Origin of the sequence: Streptomyces sp. NPDC047974, from assembly GCF_040653375.1 — a bacterium.
In the GTDB taxonomy this organism is placed as follows: domain Bacteria; phylum Actinomycetota; class Actinomycetes; order Streptomycetales; family Streptomycetaceae; genus Streptomyces.
Genome location: NZ_JBEZNU010000036.1, coordinates 1 through 19,362 on the forward strand (window position 1 = coordinate 1; position 19,362 = coordinate 19,362).

At 75.4% G+C, this 19,362-nt stretch carries 14 protein-coding genes; 5 read left to right on the forward strand and 9 right to left on the reverse strand.

Annotated elements, in window-relative coordinates:
• On the forward strand, window positions 1-550 hold a 550-nt coding region (locus AB0E19_RS33280; protein ID WP_362186985.1), incomplete at its 5' end, for an AAA family ATPase.
• Entirely contained in the window at window positions 547-1,335 is a 789-nt protein-coding gene (locus AB0E19_RS33285) for an ABC transporter permease (protein WP_362186988.1), read from the forward strand. The genes AB0E19_RS33280 and AB0E19_RS33285, both read left to right, overlap by 4 nt.
• 113 nt (window positions 1,336-1,448) lie before the next feature.
• On the opposite strand, the gene AB0E19_RS33290 is transcribed toward AB0E19_RS33285, so the two are convergent.
• Window positions 1,449-5,708 carry a HEAT repeat domain-containing protein gene (locus AB0E19_RS33290; protein WP_362186991.1) on the reverse strand — a complete coding sequence of 1,420 codons (4,260 nt, stop codon included), beginning with the start codon at window positions 5,706-5,708 and terminating at the stop codon, window positions 1,449-1,451.
• 85 nt (window positions 5,709-5,793) lie between these two features.
• Between AB0E19_RS33290 and AB0E19_RS33295 the strand changes: the two genes are divergently transcribed.
• The 3 genes from AB0E19_RS33295 to ligA are packed head-to-tail and all read left to right on the forward strand — an operon-like array spanning window position 5,794 to window position 9,644.
• A complete protein-coding gene (locus AB0E19_RS33295; RefSeq protein WP_362186994.1) occupies window positions 5,794-6,438 on the forward strand; it encodes a hypothetical protein in 645 nt (214 codons plus the stop codon).
• Window positions 6,435-7,469 (forward strand): nucleotidyl transferase AbiEii/AbiGii toxin family protein, encoded by a 1,035-nt coding sequence (locus tag AB0E19_RS33300; protein ID WP_362186997.1) that lies wholly within the window; start codon window positions 6,435-6,437, stop codon window positions 7,467-7,469. Before AB0E19_RS33295 ends, AB0E19_RS33300 begins: the two co-directional genes overlap by 4 nt.
• Before the next feature lie 57 nt (window positions 7,470-7,526).
• Window positions 7,527-9,644, forward strand: coding sequence for an NAD-dependent DNA ligase LigA (ligA, locus tag AB0E19_RS33305; RefSeq protein ID WP_362187000.1), 2,118 nt, complete (start codon window positions 7,527-7,529; stop codon window positions 9,642-9,644).
• A gap of 27 nt (window positions 9,645-9,671) precedes the next feature.
• On the opposite strand, the gene AB0E19_RS33310 is transcribed toward ligA, so the two are convergent.
• The 8 genes from AB0E19_RS33310 to AB0E19_RS33345 form a co-directional block, all read right to left on the reverse strand.
• A complete protein-coding gene (locus AB0E19_RS33310; RefSeq protein ID WP_362187003.1) occupies window positions 9,672-11,423 on the reverse strand; it encodes a DEAD/DEAH box helicase in 1,752 nt (583 codons plus the stop codon).
• Between the two features lie 89 nt (window positions 11,424-11,512).
• Window positions 11,513-11,716, reverse strand: a complete 204-nt coding sequence (locus AB0E19_RS33315) for a cold-shock protein (RefSeq protein ID WP_169093332.1) — start codon at window positions 11,714-11,716, stop codon at window positions 11,513-11,515.
• Between the two features lie 210 nt (window positions 11,717-11,926).
• The gene (locus AB0E19_RS33320; protein ID WP_362187007.1) at window positions 11,927-12,928 is read right to left on the reverse strand and encodes a UbiA family prenyltransferase; all 1,002 of its coding nucleotides are present in this window, start codon (window positions 12,926-12,928) and stop codon (window positions 11,927-11,929) included.
• Window positions 12,925-13,767, reverse strand: a complete 843-nt coding sequence (locus tag AB0E19_RS33325) for a methyltransferase (RefSeq protein ID WP_362187010.1) — start codon at window positions 13,765-13,767, stop codon at window positions 12,925-12,927. The genes AB0E19_RS33320 and AB0E19_RS33325 overlap by 4 nt, the downstream gene beginning before the upstream one ends.
• A complete protein-coding gene (locus AB0E19_RS33330; RefSeq protein WP_362187013.1) occupies window positions 13,764-15,380 on the reverse strand; it encodes a class I adenylate-forming enzyme family protein in 1,617 nt (538 codons plus the stop codon). The genes AB0E19_RS33325 and AB0E19_RS33330 overlap by 4 nt, the downstream gene beginning before the upstream one ends.
• Complete coding sequence (locus AB0E19_RS33335) at window positions 15,377-16,729, reverse strand: NAD(P)/FAD-dependent oxidoreductase (RefSeq protein ID WP_362187016.1); 1,353 nt, start codon at window positions 16,727-16,729, stop codon at window positions 15,377-15,379. Before AB0E19_RS33335 ends, AB0E19_RS33330 begins: the two co-directional genes overlap by 4 nt.
• Before the next feature lie 58 nt (window positions 16,730-16,787).
• Window positions 16,788-17,963, reverse strand: coding sequence for a DegT/DnrJ/EryC1/StrS family aminotransferase (locus AB0E19_RS33340; RefSeq protein ID WP_362187019.1), 1,176 nt, complete (start codon window positions 17,961-17,963; stop codon window positions 16,788-16,790).
• Window positions 17,960-19,042 carry a DegT/DnrJ/EryC1/StrS family aminotransferase gene (locus AB0E19_RS33345; RefSeq protein ID WP_362187022.1) on the reverse strand — a complete coding sequence of 361 codons (1,083 nt, stop codon included), beginning with the start codon at window positions 19,040-19,042 and terminating at the stop codon, window positions 17,960-17,962. Before AB0E19_RS33345 ends, AB0E19_RS33340 begins: the two co-directional genes overlap by 4 nt.
• Window positions 19,043-19,362 lie beyond the last annotated feature (320 nt).

The following is a 19,362-nucleotide window of genomic DNA, read 5'->3' on the forward strand; positions in this document are numbered from 1 at the left end:
GAAACGCCGCCTCGACATCGCCATGACCCTCGTCGGCAGCCCCCGCGTCATCTTCCTCGACGAACCCACCACCGGCCTCGACCCCCGCTCCCGCCACAACATGTGGCAGATCATCCGCGAACTCGTCGCCGACGGCGTCACCGTCTTCCTCACCACCCAGTACCTCGAAGAAGCCGACCAACTCGCCGACCGCATCGCCGTCCTCAACGGCGGAAAGATCGTCGCCGAAGGCACCGCCGACCAGCTCAAGCGTCAGATCCCCGGCGGCCACATCCGCCTCCGCTTCACCGACCCCGACGCCTACCGGGCCGCCGTCACGACCATCCAGGTCGCCACGCGCGACGACGAGGCCCTGGCCCTCCAGATCCCCAGCGGCGGCACCCAGCGCGAACTGCGGTCGATCCTCGACTGGCTGGACGCCGCCGGCATCGAGGCGGACGAACTCACCGTCCACACCCCCGACCTGGACGACGTCTTCTTCGCCCTCACCGGCTCCGCCCACGCCCCCTCCGCCGCCCCGACGACCCAGAACCAGGAGTCCGCCCGATGAGCGCCTTCTCCCTCGCCGCCCGCGACTCGTCCACGATGCTCCGGCGGAACCTCCTGCACGCCCGCCGCTACCCCTCCCTCACCCTCAACCTCCTCCTCACCCCGGTGATGATGCTGCTGCTCTTCGTCTACGTCTTCGGAGACGTGATGAGCGCCGGCATGGGCGGCGGCGCGGACCGTGCCGCGTACATCGCCTACGTGGTCCCCGGCATCCTGATGATGACCGTCGGCGGCACGGTCGTGGGAACGGCGGTCTCCGTCGCCAACGACATGAACGAGGGCATCATCGCCCGCTTCCGCACGATGGCCATCCACCGGCCGTCGATCCTCGTCGGACACGTCGTCGGCAGCGTCCTCCAGTGCGTGATGAGCGTGCTCCTCGTCGGCGCCGTCGCCGTCGCCATCGGCTTCCGCTCCACCGACGCCACCGCCCTCGAATGGCTCGCCGCCTTCGGCATGACGGCCCTGATCGCCTTCGCCCTGACGTGGATCGCCGTCGGCATGGGCCTGGTCTCCCCCAACGCGGAGGCCGCCTCCAACAACGCCCTCCCGCTGGTCGTCCTGCCCCTGATCTCCAGCGCCTTCGTCCCGATCGACTCGATGCCGGGCTGGTTCCGGCCGATCGCCGAGTACCAGCCCTTCACCCCCGCCATCGAGACCCTCCGCGGCCTGCTCCTCGGCACGGAGATCGGCAACAGCGCCTGGCTCGCCCTCGCCTGGTGCGCCGGCCTCACCGTCCTCGGCTACGTGTGGTCGAAGTCCACCTTCGACCGCGGCGCCAAGTAGCCCTCCGCCGGCGTCCTCGCGCCCTCGCGCCCTCGCGCCCTCGCGTCCTCGCGTCCCCCGGGCGGCGTACCCGACACCTGTCGGCGTGCGCCGCCCCTTCGCGCGCCCGGACGTCACCCCGCGTCGGCGATCCGCGCCAGCAGCGTCTCGTACACGGCCCGGCGGTCGGGACGGGCACGGGCGGCGGCTCTCCGCAGGGGCGGCACCGCTTCCTGGCCCGCGCGCAGCACGGCCGCCTCCGCCGTGCGGCGTACGGTCTCCCGGCCGTGGTCGAGCAGGGTCACGAACGCGGGAACCGCCGCCCGCCGCCGCGCCTGCGACAGGACACGGACGGCGCTGCGCACCACGTCGGGCTGCGGGTCGCCGAGCAGCACCTCGGTCAGCCGCAGATACGCGTCCCGGTCGAGCAGCGCCCGCGCGACCCGGTGCGCGTGGAGGCGTACGCCCGCCTCACGGCGGGTCAGCAGTGCGCGCAACTCCCCTTCCAGGTGGGCGGGTTCGACCTCCGCCGGGCGCTCCGCCAGAGCGGCCAGGGCGCGACGGACCCGCCGGGGCTCCGGCGACCGCAGCAGGGCAACCAGCTCCCCGTACGCGAGGGAGGACCCGTCCGGTACGGGAGCGGGGGCGCGGGCCCGGAGTGCGCGGAGCGCCGCCGCCTGCCGCTCGGCGGCCTCCGGGCCGTACGGCGGTCCGTCGACGAGGACGATCCCGGCCTCGGGGTGCCGTTCGGCCAGCCGCGCGAGGAGGGGCGTGGACCGCAGGCGGCGGCCGGTGAGCAGCTGGAGCAGGCCCGCCTCCCCCGCGGCGAGCCGGTCCTCCAGGTGAACCGCCAGCGCATCGCCGTCCATCCCTCGCAGCGCCGTGTACGCGGCGGACCGCGCCTCCGCCGGCCCGTGCTGCCACAGGTCGAGGAGGAGGGGCAGCAGGGGTGCGAGCCACCGTTCGTCGCGGACCGCGGCGGCGAGCCCGGCGACCCGGTCGGGCCGGAGCTCCGGGACGCGCAGGGACCCGGGGTCCGCCTCCGTCAGGGCGCGCGCCAGGGCGGTGTGCGCGGCGTGGGCCGTCGGCGCGTCGACCCGGCCGCGCAGGTACGCGGCCAGCACGGCGGCGCGCGGCGCCGGTTCGGGCCAGGCGAGGAGGGCACGCGCGGCGGTGTTCCGCTGCTTCGGGTCGGCGGAGGCCAGCAGCGCGAACAGCCGGTCCCGTCGCGCGGCGGAACGCGGCTCGTCCACGTCGACGGGGAGCGCCGCCCCCGCCGGCCCGGTCTCCGCCAGGTTCCACGGCGGGGCGTCGAGCGGCTGCAGGTCCGTCATCCAGTCGACGAGCGCACTCCGTACCTCCTCCGCCGCCCCGGCCCACGCCTCCACCAGGGCGGCGAGCAGCTCGCGCGACGACGCCGGACGCGCCCGCTGCCGGTGGGCGGCCAGGGCGCGCGGACTCCTCGCGGCGGCGGCGAGGTCGGTGTGCCAGGCCGATCGGGCGACCTCGCCGGTCTCCACTCCGAACGCCTCCCGGAGCACCCGCGCCCCCGCGACCGAAGGCTCGGCGGCGCGGGCGGCGCAGGCGAGTTCGCGGTCCAGATCGGCGCGGACGACGACCGCGCCGGCGCGCCGGAGCAGCGGCAGCACGGAACGCCGCCCCGGTCGAAGCACGGGCAACGCCCTGACGGCAGCGCGGACTTCACCCCGGTCGGCCAGGCGGTCCGCGACGGACTCCAGGAGGGCGAGGAGTCCGTCCCTCACCTCTCCCTCCGCCTCCGCGAGGCCGCGGAGGAGGACCGCGGCGTGACGGGCGATCGCCGTGCGCTCGTGGACCGGCCACGGAGCCGGGCAGACCTCCGTCGGCAGCACGGCCAGGACGGCCCTGCGCGCCTCGGCCGTGGTGGCGGCGAGCTCCAGCCAGTCGGAGAGGTACGGGCGCGTCGCGTCGAGCCGTACCGCGCGCGGCCGGGACCCGGCGAGGCGCAGGGCGGCGGCCGGGTCCCAGCCCTCCTCCGTGAGGTGGCGCAGGTCGGTGTCGTCCGGGTCCGGTGCGGCGGCGAGCGCGGCGAGCAGGCGGGCGCGGGCGGGCGCCTCGGTGGCACGGTCGGCCGCCTCGGTGACCGTGGCGGTGAGGGTGTCACCGAGGAGGGCGCGCAGGGCGTCGAGGAGGTGGGCGCGCAGACCGGGGTTGTCGTCGCGGGCCAGGCGGTCGAGGAGCGCGGGGACGGCCCGGGGCGTTCCCGCGGTGGCGAGGGCGCGGGCGGCGGTCTTGCGGACGTTCATGACGGGGTGCGCGAGGCAGCCGGCGATCGCGTCCGACGCCCAGCGGGCGCGGGCGTCGCCGAGGGCGCCCAGGGTCCGGCGCACGGTCTGCGGATCACGGTCGGGCCCCGTGAGGGCGAGGAGCGTCGCCGACACGGCCGCGACGCCGTCGCCCGTCGTGTCGCGGGCGAGGAGGGCGACGACGTGCTTGCGCACATGCCGGTCGGGGTGGCGCAGGAGGTGGTGGACGCGGCGCCGGACCGTCCGGTGCGGGGCCCGCGGCAGGTCGAGCAACACCCGCAGCAGGACCGCCTGTTCGCCCGGCGTGAGTCCGGGCCGGTCGAGCAGTCCGAGGACGAGGTCCGTGACGAGCGCCGGGCCCGCCTCGTCCTGGGACACGTCCAGGAGGCACACCGGCCGGATCCGGCCGCGCTCCCGCAGTCGGCTCCCGAGGGAACTCAGCGCGTTCACGGCCGCCTCCGGCACCACCGGCTCCGCCTCCGGCACGGGCCCCGCGCCGCCCGGCTCCCAGGCGGCGGCCTCCTCCCCCGCGATGCGGAGCAGCAGGTCGGCGAGGAGGGGCAGGAGGCCGGGACCGGCGTGCGCGGCGAGGCGCTGAAGCGCGGCGACGGGGCGATCGGGGTCCAGGTGGGCGGCGAGGAGCGAGAGTTCGCGCTCGTCGGGCCCGCCGAGGTCGGCGGCCATCCGGGTGGGCAGCTCGGCCGCGTCGACGCGCGCGAGCAGCTCCCGCCGGACCTCGACGTCGTCGTTCAGCAGCCAGACGAGTTCCAGGGCGCGCCGGCGATGACCGCGCAACGCCCGTTCGACGTGGGCGGGTTCGGGTGTCGGGCCGTCGTCCGGGGCGACCGCGTCGAGGCCGAGGCCCGCGCCCAGGACGCGTACCGTACGCGCGCCGCCCACGGCCTCCAGCGCGTCGAGCGCGTCGGCCGGGGCGTGCGGGAGGGCGTCGAGGACGGCGTCCTCGGTGCCGGGGTCGCGCAGGACGCGCAAGGCGCTCAGGAACGGTCCCGGCGTCTGCGCGAGCGGCAGCCGGCGCGCGATCTCCCCGGCGACGGGCAGGCCCCCGACCCCCTGCCCGTCGAGGGCGACGAGCAGGTCGAGCCGGCGCGGCCACGCCGGATCGTCCGGGGGCGCGTCGACGAGCAGGCGCAGCACCGCGTGCCGCTCGGTGAAGAGCACCGTCGCCACGGCCTCGGCCGGGACGGTGTGGTCGGCGAGCGCGAGGGCCAGCACGGCCGGCACGGCCGCTTCGGTGACGAAGTGGCCGCGCCGGTGCATCGCCCGCAGGCATTCCACCGCCGGTCCGGCGAACAGCAGCGGGTCCTCACCGGCCAGGTCCAGGACCGCGGTCACGTCCTCCCGCCGCGCCCGCTCCCCGTACAGCTGCAGCGCCCGCTTCCGCGTCCCGGGCGGCGTCCGGTCCGCGTCCGCGGCGACCCGCCACAGCAGATCCCCGTGCCCATGCGCGGCGGCGACGGTGAGCACGGCCCCGACGGTCGCCGACGACACGGACGGCTCGGACAGCTCGGACGGCAGAGACGGAGCAGACGGAGCAGACGGAGCAGACGGAACAGACGGAACGAGTAGATCGGCGAGCCGGGCGCGCGGCAGCGGCTCGGACGCGGCCCAGGGCTCGGCGAGTTCGGCCGACGCGCCCCGCACCACGGCCTCGGCGGCCGAGTCCAGCAGCCCGCTCAGAATCCCGCGTACGAAGCCGGGCGCGAGCCCACCCGTCCGGAGCCCGTCCCGGGCCAGCCGCAGCGCCTCCCCCTCCAGCACGGCGTCCCCGGCGCGCGCCAGTCCCCCGACGAGCTCCGCCGCACCGGTGGGCTCCGCCCCGCGCGCGGGCACGCCGCGGACCGCCTGGTACAGCGCCTCCCCGCGTTCCTCGTGGCCGAGCACCGCCGCGGGCTCCCGTACGAGTTCCGCCCGCAGCAACGCCACGCGTACGGACGGCGCGAGGACGTCGTCCGGCCACTCCCGCCACCCCGGCGGAGCCGCACCGGCGGCGGCCGGGGCGAGCGCCGCCTCCGGGCTCACCGGGACGGGCCGCGGAGGCTGCGGAGACTGCGGACACGGGTCGGCCTGCGGGTTCGACGTGGGGCGCACCCAGGGATCGTACGGTCCGCATATCCGGATGAGGGGACGGCGGTCGGTCTGGCACACTCACCCCCGCAGGCAGAAAGGCTCGAACGTGCACCCGAACGACCGGGCCCCCGAGGGCGGCGAACCCGCCGACGACCAGGGGGCGTACGAGACGCACGTGACCCTGCGCTGCGCGACCCGGACCGAAGTGGCCCGCCTGGAGGCGTGGGCGGCGCGACGGGGCCTGAAGCTCACCACCATCGTGCTCGCCCGGGGCCGGACGCCCGTCCAGCCGATGCTCACGCTCCCCGACCGGACCGGGCACCCGGCGCTGGTGGCCGCGCTGCGGGCGGACGGCTTCGAGCCGGTGCGGGTCAAGGTGGAGACCGTGCCGTGGAGCACGGAGCCGGTGGGGCCGGGCGGCGGCTACCACGAGCACCACCTCAAACTGGCGCTGCCGTCGCCGTACGACCGCGCCGCGCTCGAAGCGCTCGTCGTCCCCCACGGGGCCCATGTCTCCTGGAACGCCCGGAGGGCCCTGCCCGGCCCGCGGGGCCGCCACGAACGCTTCGTGACGCAGCGACACCCCGGCCCGGCGCCCGAGGCGCTCCGCGCCTGCGACGCCCTGCTCGCGGACCTGCTCGCCGCCGGATACGACGTGGTCGGCGAGGAGCGCGAACGGGTCCTCCACGACAGCGATCTCTCGGTGGACGCGGGCTGGCTGGAACCCGACACCCCTGGAGAGAAGACATGAGCGGCGACGGCACGGCCTGGACGGATCCGATCCCGGACGGCCCCGGCACCGCCGGGGAACCGGCCGCCGAGTACCGGCGGCGCAACGGCGGGCACCCCGGCACGCTGACCGCCGGCGTCGGGGCGGCGGCCGTCCGGCACCGCGCCTTCGACCCCGCCCTGAAGCACTTCCGGGACGCCTTCCGTCCCACGGACGACGTCATCGGGGACCCGGAGCTGCGCGCCCGCTGGCAGGCGGCCCGCCGTGCCGCCCTGGACCTGGTGCTCGCGGCGGTGGCCGGCTCGGCGTGGGCGGAGTCGCTGGTGCTGCGGGGCAGCATGCTGATGTCGGCGTGGTTCGGGGAGGCCGCCCGGCCGCCCAAGGACATCGACTTCGTCGTCGTCCCCGAGACCTGGCGCATCGAGGAGCCCCGCACCCGGGCCATGCTCGACGACATCGCCCGGTCCGCCGACCGGCTCGCCCGGGCGCTCGACCTGGACCTGGTGATCGACGACGCCGGCGCCGTGACCGAGTACATCTGGACGTACGAACGGGTCCCCGGCCACCGTCTCGTGCTGCCGTGGAGCGCGCCGGGCCTGCCCGGCGGGCAGGTGCAGCTCGACTTCGTCTTCCACGAGCGCCTGCCGACCCCGCCGCGGCCGGCGGACGTCGCCGGGGTGCGCGTGCGGGCGGCGGACCGCGAACTGTCCCTCGCGTGGAAGCTGCTCTGGCTGAGCTGCGACATGTATCCGCAGGCCAAGGACCTGTACGACGCCGTCCTCCTCGCCGAGAGCTGCACCCTGCCCCTCCCGCTCCTGGAGACCGTCCTGAACGAGGCCGACGAGTGGCCGCTGGGCGTCGGCGTGCCGCTCGACCTCGCCGTGTTCGAGCGGGCCGCCCGCGAGGTCGACTGGTCGGCCTTCCCCGACGACCACGGGGGCGCCGGGAAGGCCGGGCACGGCGGGAACGCCGGAGCCGCTTCCGGCCCGTCCTTCCGGGAGGAGCTGGTGACCCGTCTGGTGACCGCGCTGGCCCCGACGTTCGCCTCCTGAACGGCCCCGGCCGGGCGCCGGAGGGGCGTTGTCAGACCCTCACGACACCATGGGTCCATGACCGCGATTCCCGCCGCTGAGGCGCACCTTGTCCTGTCCAGCTCCGCCGCCTACGAGGACGCGCTCGACCGGCTGCGCGCCGCGTCCGGCGCCTACTACGTGGGCGAGAACAGCCCGCTGGACGACGCCTCGTACGACGCGCTGCGCCTGGCCGTGCTGGCGTGGGAGGCGGCGCACCCGGGCGAGACGCCCGGTTCGCCGACGGGGCTCGTCGCCGACGGGGCCGCCCCGGAGGGCGACGTCGCGCACACCACCCGGCTGCTGAGCCTGGACAACGCGTTCGGACCCGAGCAGCTGGTCGCGTGGGACGCCTCGCTCCAGCGGCGGCTCGGGCGGCCGGTGGAGGGCGGCTTCACCGTCGAGCCGAAGCTGGACGGCGCGGCGATCGCCGCGCGCTACCGGGACGGCCGGCTGGTGCGGGTCGTCACGCGCGGCGACGGCACGCACGGCGAGGACGTCAGTCACGTGGTGGGCTCGGTCGTCGGGCTGCCCGAGCGGCTGGCGGAGCCGGTGACGTTCGAGGTGCGGGGCGAGGTGCTGTTCACGCACGAGCAGTTCGAGACGGCGCAGCAGGTCCGCGCGGCGCACGGCGGCGCGCCGTTCGCGAACCCGCGGAACGCGGTCGCGGGGACCCTGCGGGCCAAGGACCGGCCGTACCGCCTGGAGATGGCGTTCTGGGCGTACGGCGCCGTGGACCTGGACGGCGGATCGTTTCTTCCGGTGGGGGCGACGCACGCCGAGACGCTGGCGGCGGTCGCCGCGGCCGGCGTCCGGACGACGGCGGACACGCCCGCCGGGCTGCACGTGGTCGCCACCGTCGCCGAGGCGCAGGCCCGGGTCGACGCGATCGGCGCGCTGCGCGCCGGGCTCCCCTTCGGCATCGACGGCGTCGTCGTGAAGGCGAACAGCGCGGCCGAGCAGGCCGAGGCGGGGCTCGGCAGCCGCTTCCCGTACTGGGCCATCGCGTACAAGCTGTCGGCGGTCGAGCGGCAGACGGTGCTGCGGGACGTCGTGTGGGAGGTGGGGCGCACGGGCGTGCTCGCGCCGACCGCCCTCCTCGACCCGGTCGAGATCGACGGCTCCACGGTCTCCCGCGCCACCCTGCACAACCCCGCGGACATCGCCCGCCGCGACCTCCACCTCGGCGACACCGTGACCGTGTACAAGGCCGGCGACATCATCCCGCGCGTCCAGGCACCCGTGGTCGAGCTGCGCCCCGGGGACGCGGTGCCGGTCCCGCTGCCGGCCGCGTGCCCGAACTGCGGCGGCGAGATCGACAAGAGCCAGGAGCGCTGGCGGTGCGCCAAGGGCGCCGGCTGCGCGCTCGCCCCGCTCGTCGAGTACGCGGCCGGGCGCGACGTCCTCGACATCGACGGCCTCGGCAGGACCTACGTCAAGGCGCTGATCGACACCGGCCTGGTCACCGACGTGGCCGACCTGTTCACCCTCACCGAGGAGCAGCTGACGGTCGCCTCCGGCAGCGCCCGGCGCGGCGCGAAGCTCGCCGAGCAGTTCGAGCTGGCCCGCAGCCGCCCGCTGAGCCGGGTCTTCTGCGCCCTCGGCATCCGGGGCACCGGCCGCCGCATGTCGCGGCGGCTCGCCGCCCACTTCGGCACGATGGAGGCGATCCGCGCCGCGAGCGCCGAGGACCTGCTGGCCGTGGAGGGAATCGGCCCGGAGAAGGCCCCGGTGGTCGTCGCCGAACTGGCGGCGCTCGCCCCCGTCGTCGACAAGCTGATCGCGGCGGGCGTGAACATGACGGAGCCTCGGCAGCCCGGACGCCCGGCCGGAGCGGCCGACGCCGCCGGTGGGGCCGACGCGGACGGCACGGACGCCTCCGCGCCCGCCGAGGGCCCGCTCACCGGCAGGACGGTCGTCGTCACCGGGAAGATGACCGGCCGGCTCGACGGCTTCGGCCGCTCGCAGATGAACGAGCTCATCGAACGGGCCGGCGGCCGGGCGGGCAGCGGCGTCAACGGAAGGACGAGCTACCTCGTCGCCGCCGCCTCCCCCACGGGCAGGCCGAGCTCGAAGGCGGTCGCCGCCGAGAAGCTCGGCGTCGAGGTCCTCACCCCGGAGGCCTTCGCCGACCTCGTCGCCGACTACCTCACCTGACCGCCCACGGCTCCGGGAGGGGGCGGGTTACGCCGCTCCGCCGCCCTGCGCGGACGTGCGCCGGCGCGACCGCCGCTCGCCGCCCCGCGCCGCGGGCTTGGCGGGGCCGTCGCCCTTGGCGGCACCCGCCGCGCCGGAGCCCGTGCGGCGAGCGGTTCCCCGCCCACCGGCGACGGAGCCCCGGCCACCGGCCTTGGCACCACCGCCGCCACCTGCACCGCCACGGCCACCACCGGCACCGCCACGGGCACCCGCGCCCGCGCCGGCCTTCGCCTCACTGCCGCCGCCGGTGCCACGGGCACCGCCGGTACCACGGGCGCCACCGTCCCCACGGGCGCCGGCACCACCACCGGCGCCGGCGCCGGCTCCCCCGCCCCCGCCGCGGCGACGCCGCGGCGGACGGGTGCCGGCCTCGCCCGCCGGCTTGCGAGCCGGACGGGAGGCGGCGGGAGCGGCCTGCTGGGGCACCTCGATGGTGACGGCGACACCGGACGGCTCACGGGCGCCGGTGAGGGTGGTCAGCTCCTCGTCGCTCGACTTCAGGCGGGTCGTACGGGGCTGGATGCCCGCGTCCCGCATCAGCTTGGTGACCTCGTGCTTCTGCTCGGGCAGGACCAGCGTGACGACGCTGCCGGAGCCACCGGCGCGGGCGGTGCGGCCGCCGCGGTGGAGGTAGTCCTTGTGGTCGCCCGGCGGGTCGACGTTCACGACGAGGTCGAGGTCGTCGACGTGGATGCCGCGCGCCGCGACGTTCGTCGCCACCAGCGCGGTGACCTGGCCGTTCTTGAACTGCTCCAGGGTCCGGTTGCGCTGCGGCTGGGTGCGGCCGCCGTGCAGCGCCGCCGCCCGGACGCCGACGGAGAGCAGCCGCTTGGCGAGCCGGTCCGCCGACCGCTTGGTGTCGAGGAAGAGGATGACCCGGCCGTCACGGGCCGCGATGCGGGTGGTGACGGCCTTCTTGTCGGTGGCGTCCAGCACGTGGAGCACGTGGTGCTCCATCGTGGTGACCGCGCCCGCGGACGGGTCCACGGAGTGCACCACGGGGTCCGTCAGGAAGCGCTTCACCAGCTGGTCGATGTTCCGGTCCAGGGTGGCGGAGAAGAGCATCCGCTGCCCGTCGTCCCGCACCTGCTTGATCAGCTTGGTGATCTGCGGCAGGAAGCCCATGTCGGTCATCTGGTCGGCCTCGTCCAGGACCGTGATGCGCACGTCGTCGAGGACGCAGTCGCCGCGCTCGACGAGGTCGTTGAGCCGGCCGGGGCTCGCCACGACCACCTCGACGCCGCGCCGCAGGGTGGCGGCCTGCTTGGTGATCGAGAGGCCGCCGACGACGGTGGCCATCCGGACGTTCACCGCGGTCGCGTACGGGGCCAGGGAGTCCGTCACCTGCTGGGCCAGCTCGCGGGTGGGCACCAGGACCAGCGCGAGCGGCGCCCGGGACTCGGCACGCAGCCCGGCCGTGCGGGCCAGCAGCGCGAGCCCGAAGGCGAGGGTCTTGCCGGAGCCGGTCCGCCCCCGCGCCAGCACGTCACGGCCGGCGAGCGAGTCGGGCAGGGTGGCGCCCTGGATCGGGAAGGGCGTGGTCACGCCCTGTGCGGTGAGGGTCGCGAGCAGTCCCGCCGGCATGTCCAGGGCGGCGAAGTCGTCCACGGCGGGGAGGGCGGGCGTCGCGCTCTCCGGCATGCGGAACTCGCCCACCGAGGCCGAGGAGGGAGCCGAGGAAGGAGCCGAGACGGGAGCGGAGCCTCGCTTGCTCGACTTCCGGGGCCTGCGGGACATAAGAGTTCTGCCTTTCTTCGAACAGCACAAACCGGGGTCCGCACCACGAAGGTGCGGACCCCGGCGGGCGACGGACAAATGTCCGGCGATCAGGCGGGGACGATGTTCTCCGCCTGGGGGCCCTTCTGGCCCTGCGTGACGTCGAACGTGACGCGCTGGCCTTCCTGGAGCTCACGGAAGCCGGAGGCGTTGATGTTCGAGTAGTGGGCGAACACGTCCGGACCGCCACCGTCCTGCTCGATGAAGCCGAAGCCCTTTTCCGCGTTGAACCACTTCACGGTTCCCTGTGCCATGACCTTCTCCTTCTGTAGGCAGAGGCCCCATCCGGAGATGCCGGAAAAACGAATAATGCGCCTGCGGAAAAGCATTCCGGTCAGGCGCACATAGGTTCATGGGTACCACAACTGCAACAAGTCCACCGTAGCACGATCCGGCCCTCAAGGAGGGAGGGGGCGCGCGGCGACACGCCGCACGCCCCCTGCTTCTTCCTCCGCCCTCGCGGCTCAGGCGGTGACGGCCGCCAGCAGGTTCGCCGCGATCATCAGGACGACCCCGAGCCGGTGCACGGCGAAGCCGGTGCGGCGGGCCCGCATGATGTCGCCGGACCGGAAGCCGAGCAGGTACTGGCGCAGCCGCAGCAGCGAGGCCGGCAGCATCACCAGGACGAACCACCAGGGGGCGACGCCCACGAGGCTCGCGACGGCGATCGTCAGGAACTCGGCGAGTGAGAGCGCGCCGATGAACCGGGCGTTGCCGCGCTCCGAGACCAGGGCGGCGACGGTGGGCCTGCCCACCGCGCGGTCGCCGTCCACGTCGTTGGTGTTCGAGTAGACGCCGAACATCAGCGGGCCGAAGCCGAAGAGCACGGCCTGGACGAGGAGGAAGCCGGTGGCCTGCCCGGTGACCATGCCGTACGGGAGGATCACCAGGGCGAAGCCGAGGGCGACCAGGTAGAGCTCCTGGAAGCCGTGGTAACTGAGCTTGACCCCGTACGAGTACTGGAGCGTCACCACCCACAGCACGACGAGCCCGATCGCGGTCCAGGCCGGGCGGTGCGGGGCGAGGACGGCGGTCACCCCGAACAGCAGGGCGGCCAGGACGGCGCTCGCCCAGGCGAAGCGCAGCGCCTCCGGCACCGTGAGCGCCCCCGCCACCAGCGGCTTGCGCTTGACGTTGCGCAGCGGGTGGTCGGGGCCGTAGTTGGTGATGTCGCTGCCGTCGCGGAAGCCCGTGACGTCGTCGAAGGCGGTCATCGCCATGAGCAGGAAGACCTGTCCGACGAGGAAGACGCCGAAGAGCGCGGCCGTCCGCCCGGTGAGCGCTCCCGCGGGCAGCAGGACGGCGGAGAGGGCGATGAAGGTGCCCAGGTAGTAGTCGTAGACGTCCAGCTTGCCGAGCCGCGCGTAGGTCCGGAGCCTGCTGTCGGCGGCGGGGGCGGCGGCCGGGCCGTCGGGGGCCGCGGCGGTGTCGGGCGCGGTGGTCGTCGTGAGCGTGGAGTCTGTCATGTCGCCTCGGAGCGTGGGGTGGAGAGGGGGGTACGGGCGGGGCGGCGGCCCTGCACGGAGTAGAGGACGCCGGTCGCGGCGGCGAACCCCGGGTCGCGCATCAGCGCGCCGAGCCGGTCCAGCTCGACGGGGGTGAAGCCCGCGTCGAGGAGCCGGGGCGCGAGATGGGCGAGGTGGTGGAGCTGGAGGCCGAGCGCGGGCGTGCCGGGGGCGCGCACCAGGACGTGCGGCCGGATGCGCAGGCCGGTGAGGCCGGCCTCGCGCAGCGCGGCGGGTGCCCGGCGGCCCCACGTGGGGTCGCCGCCCGCCGCGCGCATCAGGTCGGTCTTGGCCGTGGTGAAGCGCTCGTAGAGCCGGGCGTCCTCCGGGGAGGGCGCGAGGAGGCACGGTTCGTGTCCGGCGTCGAACTCGTCGACCTGGAGGAGTCCGCCGGGCCTGAGCGCGCGGACCAGCCGGGCCAGGACGGCCTGTCGTCCGGGCAGGTGCTGGAGGACGAGGCGGGCGACGACGAGGTCGTACGCCTCCTCGGGAAGCGGGTCGGTGACGACGTCGTGGTCGAGGACCGTCAGTCCGGGTGCCGGTGCGATCCGGCCCGGTTTGATGTCGGTGGCGGTGACGGTGCCGCCGGGCGCGACCAGCCGGAGCAGGGCGTGCGAGACGCTGCCGGCGCCGGCCCCGATCTCCAGGCAGTCCATGCCGGGCGTCACCCCGGCCTCCCGGAGGTGGCCGAGGGTGAGCGGGTCGAGGGCGCCTTCGAGGGAGGCGTGGTGGCGGGCGCTGTGCGGGCTGTCGTTGTCGAAGACGTAGCCCTCGGGCGCGGGGGGCGGGGGCGCGGTCATGTCCAGCGGCCGGTGCCGCAGGTCTCGGCGCTGCCGGTGAGCTGTTCGAGGAGGACGGCGCGGCGGACCTTCCCGGTGGCGGTGCGCGGGACCTCGTCCCAGGCGACGACGGCGGGTTCCGCGAGCGGCGGGAGGCCGTCCGCGGCGCGCTTCCAGCTCGCGGGGTCGAGGACACCGTCCTCGGTGACGATGACGGGCAGCGGTGCGGCGCCGCCGGTCCGGGCGAGGACGACGCACTCCAGGGCCTCGGGAAGCAGGTCCTCCAGCATGTCCTCGGCCTGGAGGCAGCTGAAGCCGGGGAGGTGGTCGACCTCGCGGTCGAGGAGCCGGACGCTGCCGTCGCGGGCGATCGTGCCGATGTCGCCGGTGTTCCACCAGTCGCCGTGCGCCTTGGCCGCCCAGCGCTCCGACTCGCCGGGGTAGTCGGGGGCGAGGGCCTTGGTGCGGCACAGGATGAGCCCCGGGGTGCCGGCGGGCACGGGGAGGAAGGTGTCGGGGTCGACGGCCTTGAGGCGGGTCTTGAGGGGGACGGGCCGCCCGAGGTCGCGCGCGGTCGTCGCGGTGCCGTCGGCGGCCCGGGCGACGGAGCGGCGGGTGTGGAAGGCGAAGGTCAGCGGCCCGGTCTCGCTCTGTCCCCAGCCCTGCATCCACAGCGGGCGGCGCCGGGTGCTGGCCTGGAGGTAGGAGCGGATGACGGGCGGGTGCACGGCGTCGTAGGTGCTGATGTAGGTGCGGACGTCCCGGAAGGGCTGGTCCAGGCGGCGGGTGAGCGGGCGGAGCCGTACGTAGTGGGAGGGCAGCGCCTCGACGACGGTCGGCGGGTGGGCGCGCAGCAGCAGGTCCGCGGTGTCGGGCCGGCCCTGGGAGTCGATGGAGATGTGCCGGGGCCCGCGGACGGGGGCGACGGCGGTCCAGCAGATGGTGCGGCCGTGGGCGTAGGAGCTGGCGTTGAAGAGGGTGTCGTCGCGGCGCAGGCCGATGCGGGGCGTCGGCAGGGTCTCGAAGCGGGCGAGCTGGTGGATGAGGGTGCGGGTGGTGTGGGAGACGAGTTTCGGCACGCCGGTGGTGCCGCTGGTGTGGACGACGACCAGGGGGGCGTCGTCGTCGCGGGGGTGCGGTCCGGGGTCGGTCCCGCCGGCGAGCTCGTCGAGGTGGACGGTGCCGTCGGGGAGGGCGTCGCGGGGGCCGACGACGACGGTGGTGCGGGCGGCTCCCGCGAGGTCGACGGCGGGGTCGCGGCGCAGGACGTCGGCGTCGGTGACGAGGACGGCGGGGGCGCAGCGGTCCAGGAGGACCCGCAGGACCCCGGGGGCGAGCCGGTCGGAGAGCTTCACGGGGACGGCGCCGACGCGGACGGCGGCGCAGGCGATCAGGTCGTAGTCCCAGTGGTTGGCCTTGACGATGGCGACGCGGTCGCCGGGGCCGGCTCCGGCGGTGGCGAGGGCGCCGGCGGTCTCCCGGACGAGCAGGGCGAGTTCGGGGACGGTCCATTCGGTGGCGCCGTTGCCGGTCGGCGAGGGGGCCAGGTCGAAGGGGCGGTCGAGGTGGATCCGGGTGGGGGTGCCGGCGTCGGCGAGTTCGTCGAAGAGGGTGCCCAGGTCGTGCGGGGTCATGCGGCGGTCTCCTGCCGGGTGGTACGGCCCCGGTGCGGGGCGAGGTGGGCGAGGACGCGGGCGGCGGCGAGGGCCCCGGAGCGGGCGGCGCCCTCGCTGGAGGGCCGGGCGGCGACCCAGTCGCCGGCGTACTCGACGGCGCGGGCCGGGCGGCGCAGGAAGGCGGCGCGGACGGCGAGGGCGCGGGGGGTGAGTTCGGGCATGGCCTCGGGCCAGTGGTGGACGTGGGTGGCGGTGAGGGCGGCGCCGAGGCCGGGGACGTACCGTTCGGCGGCGGCGGTGAGCCGGCGGGCGGCTTCCTCCTCGGTGGCGCCGGCGAGTTCGGGGATGTGGCGCGGCGAGGCGAGCAGGCTGATGAGGCCGGCGCCGGCGGGGGCCCGGTCGGCGCACTTGAGGTGGTCGGCGATGACGCAGGAGAGGAGGGGTTCCTCGACGGCGGGGGTGAGCAGGGCGTAGCCGCCGCCGCGCGGGGCGAGGGGCCGGTCGAGGGCGCAGCTGACCTTGAACATGGGCCGGAAGGTGGAGGCGGCGACGTAGCCGGCGTCGGCCGGGTGGGGGCCGCCGGTGAGCCCGACGGCGACCGGGGCGGGCACGGCGAGGACGACGGCCCGGGCCGTGAGGGTGGCGCCGTCGACGGTGAGCCGGGCGTGGTCGCCGTGGTCGGTGACCTCGTCGACCCGGTGGCCGTAGCGGGTGGTGAGTCCGGCGGCGAGGCGGGTGGCGAGGAGGTCCATGCCGCCCCGGTAGGTGCGCCAGGCGGAGACGGGTCCGACGGCGAGGAGCAGTCCGACGAGGGGTGCGGCGGCGCTGCGCCCGGCGTCCCAGCCGAAGAAGGCGGCGGAGAGCGGCTGGAGCAGGTGGTCGTGGAGGTCGGGGTGGTAGGCGCGGGCGGCGTCGGCGATGGTGTCGGAGCCGAGCGGGGTGGTCTCGGGGTGGTCGTGGTCGATCTCGGCGCGACGGCGCCCGCTCCAGGAGAGGAAGCGGGCCAGGGAGGGCCGGGCGGCGGGCACGAGGCCGGCGCCGGTGAGGACGGCCCGGGGTTCGCCGACGCCGTTGTGGGGCCGGCCGCCGCGCCACACGGCCATGGGACGGCCGATGCGGGGCACGTCGTCGGGGGTGAGTCCGGCGCGGCGGATCAGCTGCCAGGTGGCGCGGTAGCCCTGGGCGGAGATCTGTTCGGCCCCGGTGTCGATGAGGTAGCCGTCGCGGCGGACGCTGCGCATCCGGCCGCCGGGGGCGTCGGCGGCCTCGAAGACGCACACCTCGTGGCCGTTGCGGCGCAGTTCGTGGGCGGCGGCGAGTCCGGCGAGGCCGGAGCCGATGACGGCGATGTCGAGGTCAGGGGTCATGCGGGGCTACTCCGTGCGGGGCGGGGGCGGGGGACGCGGCCCGTCCGGGGCCGTGCGGTCACCGGCGGGTGCGCAGGACGTGGGCGCGGACGGCGTCGGTGACGCGTTCGACCTGGGTGTCGGTGAGCCGGTGGTGGACGGGCAGGGAGAGGTGTCGGCGGGCGGCGTCGCGGGCGTGCGGCAGGCCGGGGCCCGGCTGGGCGGCGGCGACGGGGGCGAAGGCGATCTGCTCGGGGAGGGTCCTCGGGTAGTAGACGTGGGTGTCGACGCCTGCGGCGGAGAGGTGGTCGCGCAGGGCGTCCCGGTCGTCGGCGAGCAGGGTGTAGACGTAGTAGCAGCGGCCGTCGGTGCCGGGTGGCGGGGTGGTGATGCCGGGCAGTTCCGCGAGGTGTGCGGTGTAGTGGGCGGCGATGCGGGCGCGGCGCTCCAGGCGGGCGTCGAGGCCGGCGAGCCGGTGGAGCTGGAAGGCGGCCTGGATCTCGTCGAAGCGGCTGTTGACGCCGATCCGGTGGTGGAGGAAGCGGTTGACCCCGTCCTGGCCGTGGTTGCGGAGCATGCGGACGGTGCGGCCGGTCTCCTCGTCGCGGGTGACGACGGCGCCGCCCTCGCCGGGCATGCCGAAGGACTTGACCTGGACGAAGGAGTAGAGCCCGGCGTCGCCCCAGAGTCCGGCGGGGGTGCCGTCGAGTACGGCGCCCTGGGCGACGGCGGAGTCCTCGACGAGCCGCAGGCCGTGCTCGGCGGCGAGGGCGGTGAAGCGGGGCATGTCGGCCATGACGGAGAACATGTGGGCCGGCATCAGGGCCTTGGTCCGCGGGGTGACGCGGGTCTCGGCGTCGGCCGGGTCGAGGGTGAGGGTGCGGGGGTCGATGTCGCCGAAGACGGGGACGGCGCCGGTGTGGAGGACGGCGGCGGCGAGCGGGGCGCAGCCGAAGGCGGGGACGACGACCTCGTCGCCGGCGCCGATGCCGAGGGCGGTGAGGATCAGCTGGAGGGCGGAGGTGCCGCTGGAGCAGGCGACGACGTCGGCGGCGCCGAGCCGCTCGCGCAGGGCGTCCTCGAAGCGGCGGGTGCGGTCGCCGAGGATGAACTTCTGGTCGGCGCCGGTGCCGATCTCGTACAGGAGCCGCAGCAGGGTGTCGCGGTCCTCGTGGAAGAGGTCGGGCGGGAAGAAGGGGACGCGGTCGCCGGGGCCGGCGGTCGGCTCGCCGGTCCGGTCGCTGGTGGTGGTCATGCGGGCACCTTCCCGGTGTGGAACGCGCGGACGGCGGCGCAGACCCGGTCCACCTCGGCCTCGGTCAGATCGGCGTGGAGGGGCAGGGCGACGGCGGCGCGGGCGGCGGCCTCGGCGACGGGGAAGTCGCCGGGCCGGTGGCCGAGTCCGGCGAAGCAGGGCTGGAGGTGGAGCGGGCGCGGGTAGTACGTCTCGGTGCCGATGCCCTGGTCCTGGAGGTGGTCGACGAGGGCGTCGCGCCGTTCCGTCTCGATCAGGTAGACGTAGAAGACCTCGTCGGGGGCGCCGGTGACGGCGGGCAGCCGGGTGAGGCCGGGCGTGCCCCGCAGGCCTTCGTCGTAGCGGCGGGCCAGGGCGGCCCGGTGGCGGATGGCCTCGTCGAGGACGGTGAGCTTGGCGAGCAGGACGGCGGCCTGGAGGTCGTCCATCTTGCTGTTGTGGCCGATGTGCACGGTCTCGTGGGAGATGCCGGGGAAGTGGGCGAGGGTGCGCCCGGTGCGGCCGTGGTGGCGGAGGGCGGCGACGTGCTCGGCGAGTTCCGGGTCGTCGGTGAGGACGGCGCCGGCGTCGCCGAGCGCGCCGAGGGTCTTGCTGGGGAAGAAGGAGAGCACGCCGCCGCGCCCGTGCAGTCCGGCGTGGACGCCGTCCTGCCGCATGCCGATGCCTTCGGCGCTGTCCTCCAGGAGCGTGAGGCCCCGGTCGGCGGCGTAGGCGGAGAGCGCCGCCATGTCGGCCATCCGGGAGAAGAGGTGCACGGGCATCAGGAACCGTGCGCCGTCCGCGTCCTCGTCCCGGATCGTGTCGGGGCTCATGGCGTACGTGTCCGGTTCGACGTCCGTGAAGACGGGCCGGCCGCCGGCCAGGACGACGGCGCTGGCGGTGGCGACGAAGGAGTACGTGGGGACGAGGACCCGGTCCCCCGGGCGCAGCCCGCACGCCTGGAGGAGGAGCACCAGGGCGTCGGTGCCGCTGTTCACGCCGATGACGTGGCGGGCGCCGGTGTACCGCGCGAGGGCGTCTTCCAGGACGCCGACCCGGCGGGAATGCGAGAACTTGCCGTCGGCGAAAATCTCGTCCACTCCGGCCCGGAGTTCCGGCCAGATCTTTTCGAACGTCTTCGCCTGGGAGAAAAAGGGAATGCTGGATCGCGTCACGCGGAAACAATTCTTCTCGGCCGACGGGACGCCGGCGTCAACTGGGGCCGGAGAGAAGGCCCGAGAGGGATGAAGGGCCGGTCTCTGCCTGCCCTGGAAGCCTGCCGAGCGAGCGTAACAGTACGAAGATCTGCGTCACGAATCCCTCATGGAAATTCATACTTCTCGGTGATCATGCCTCCGATTTCCTTGACCGATGTCGCGCGCGACGGCGAGATTCTTCGCTGCGTCCCGCCCGAATCACC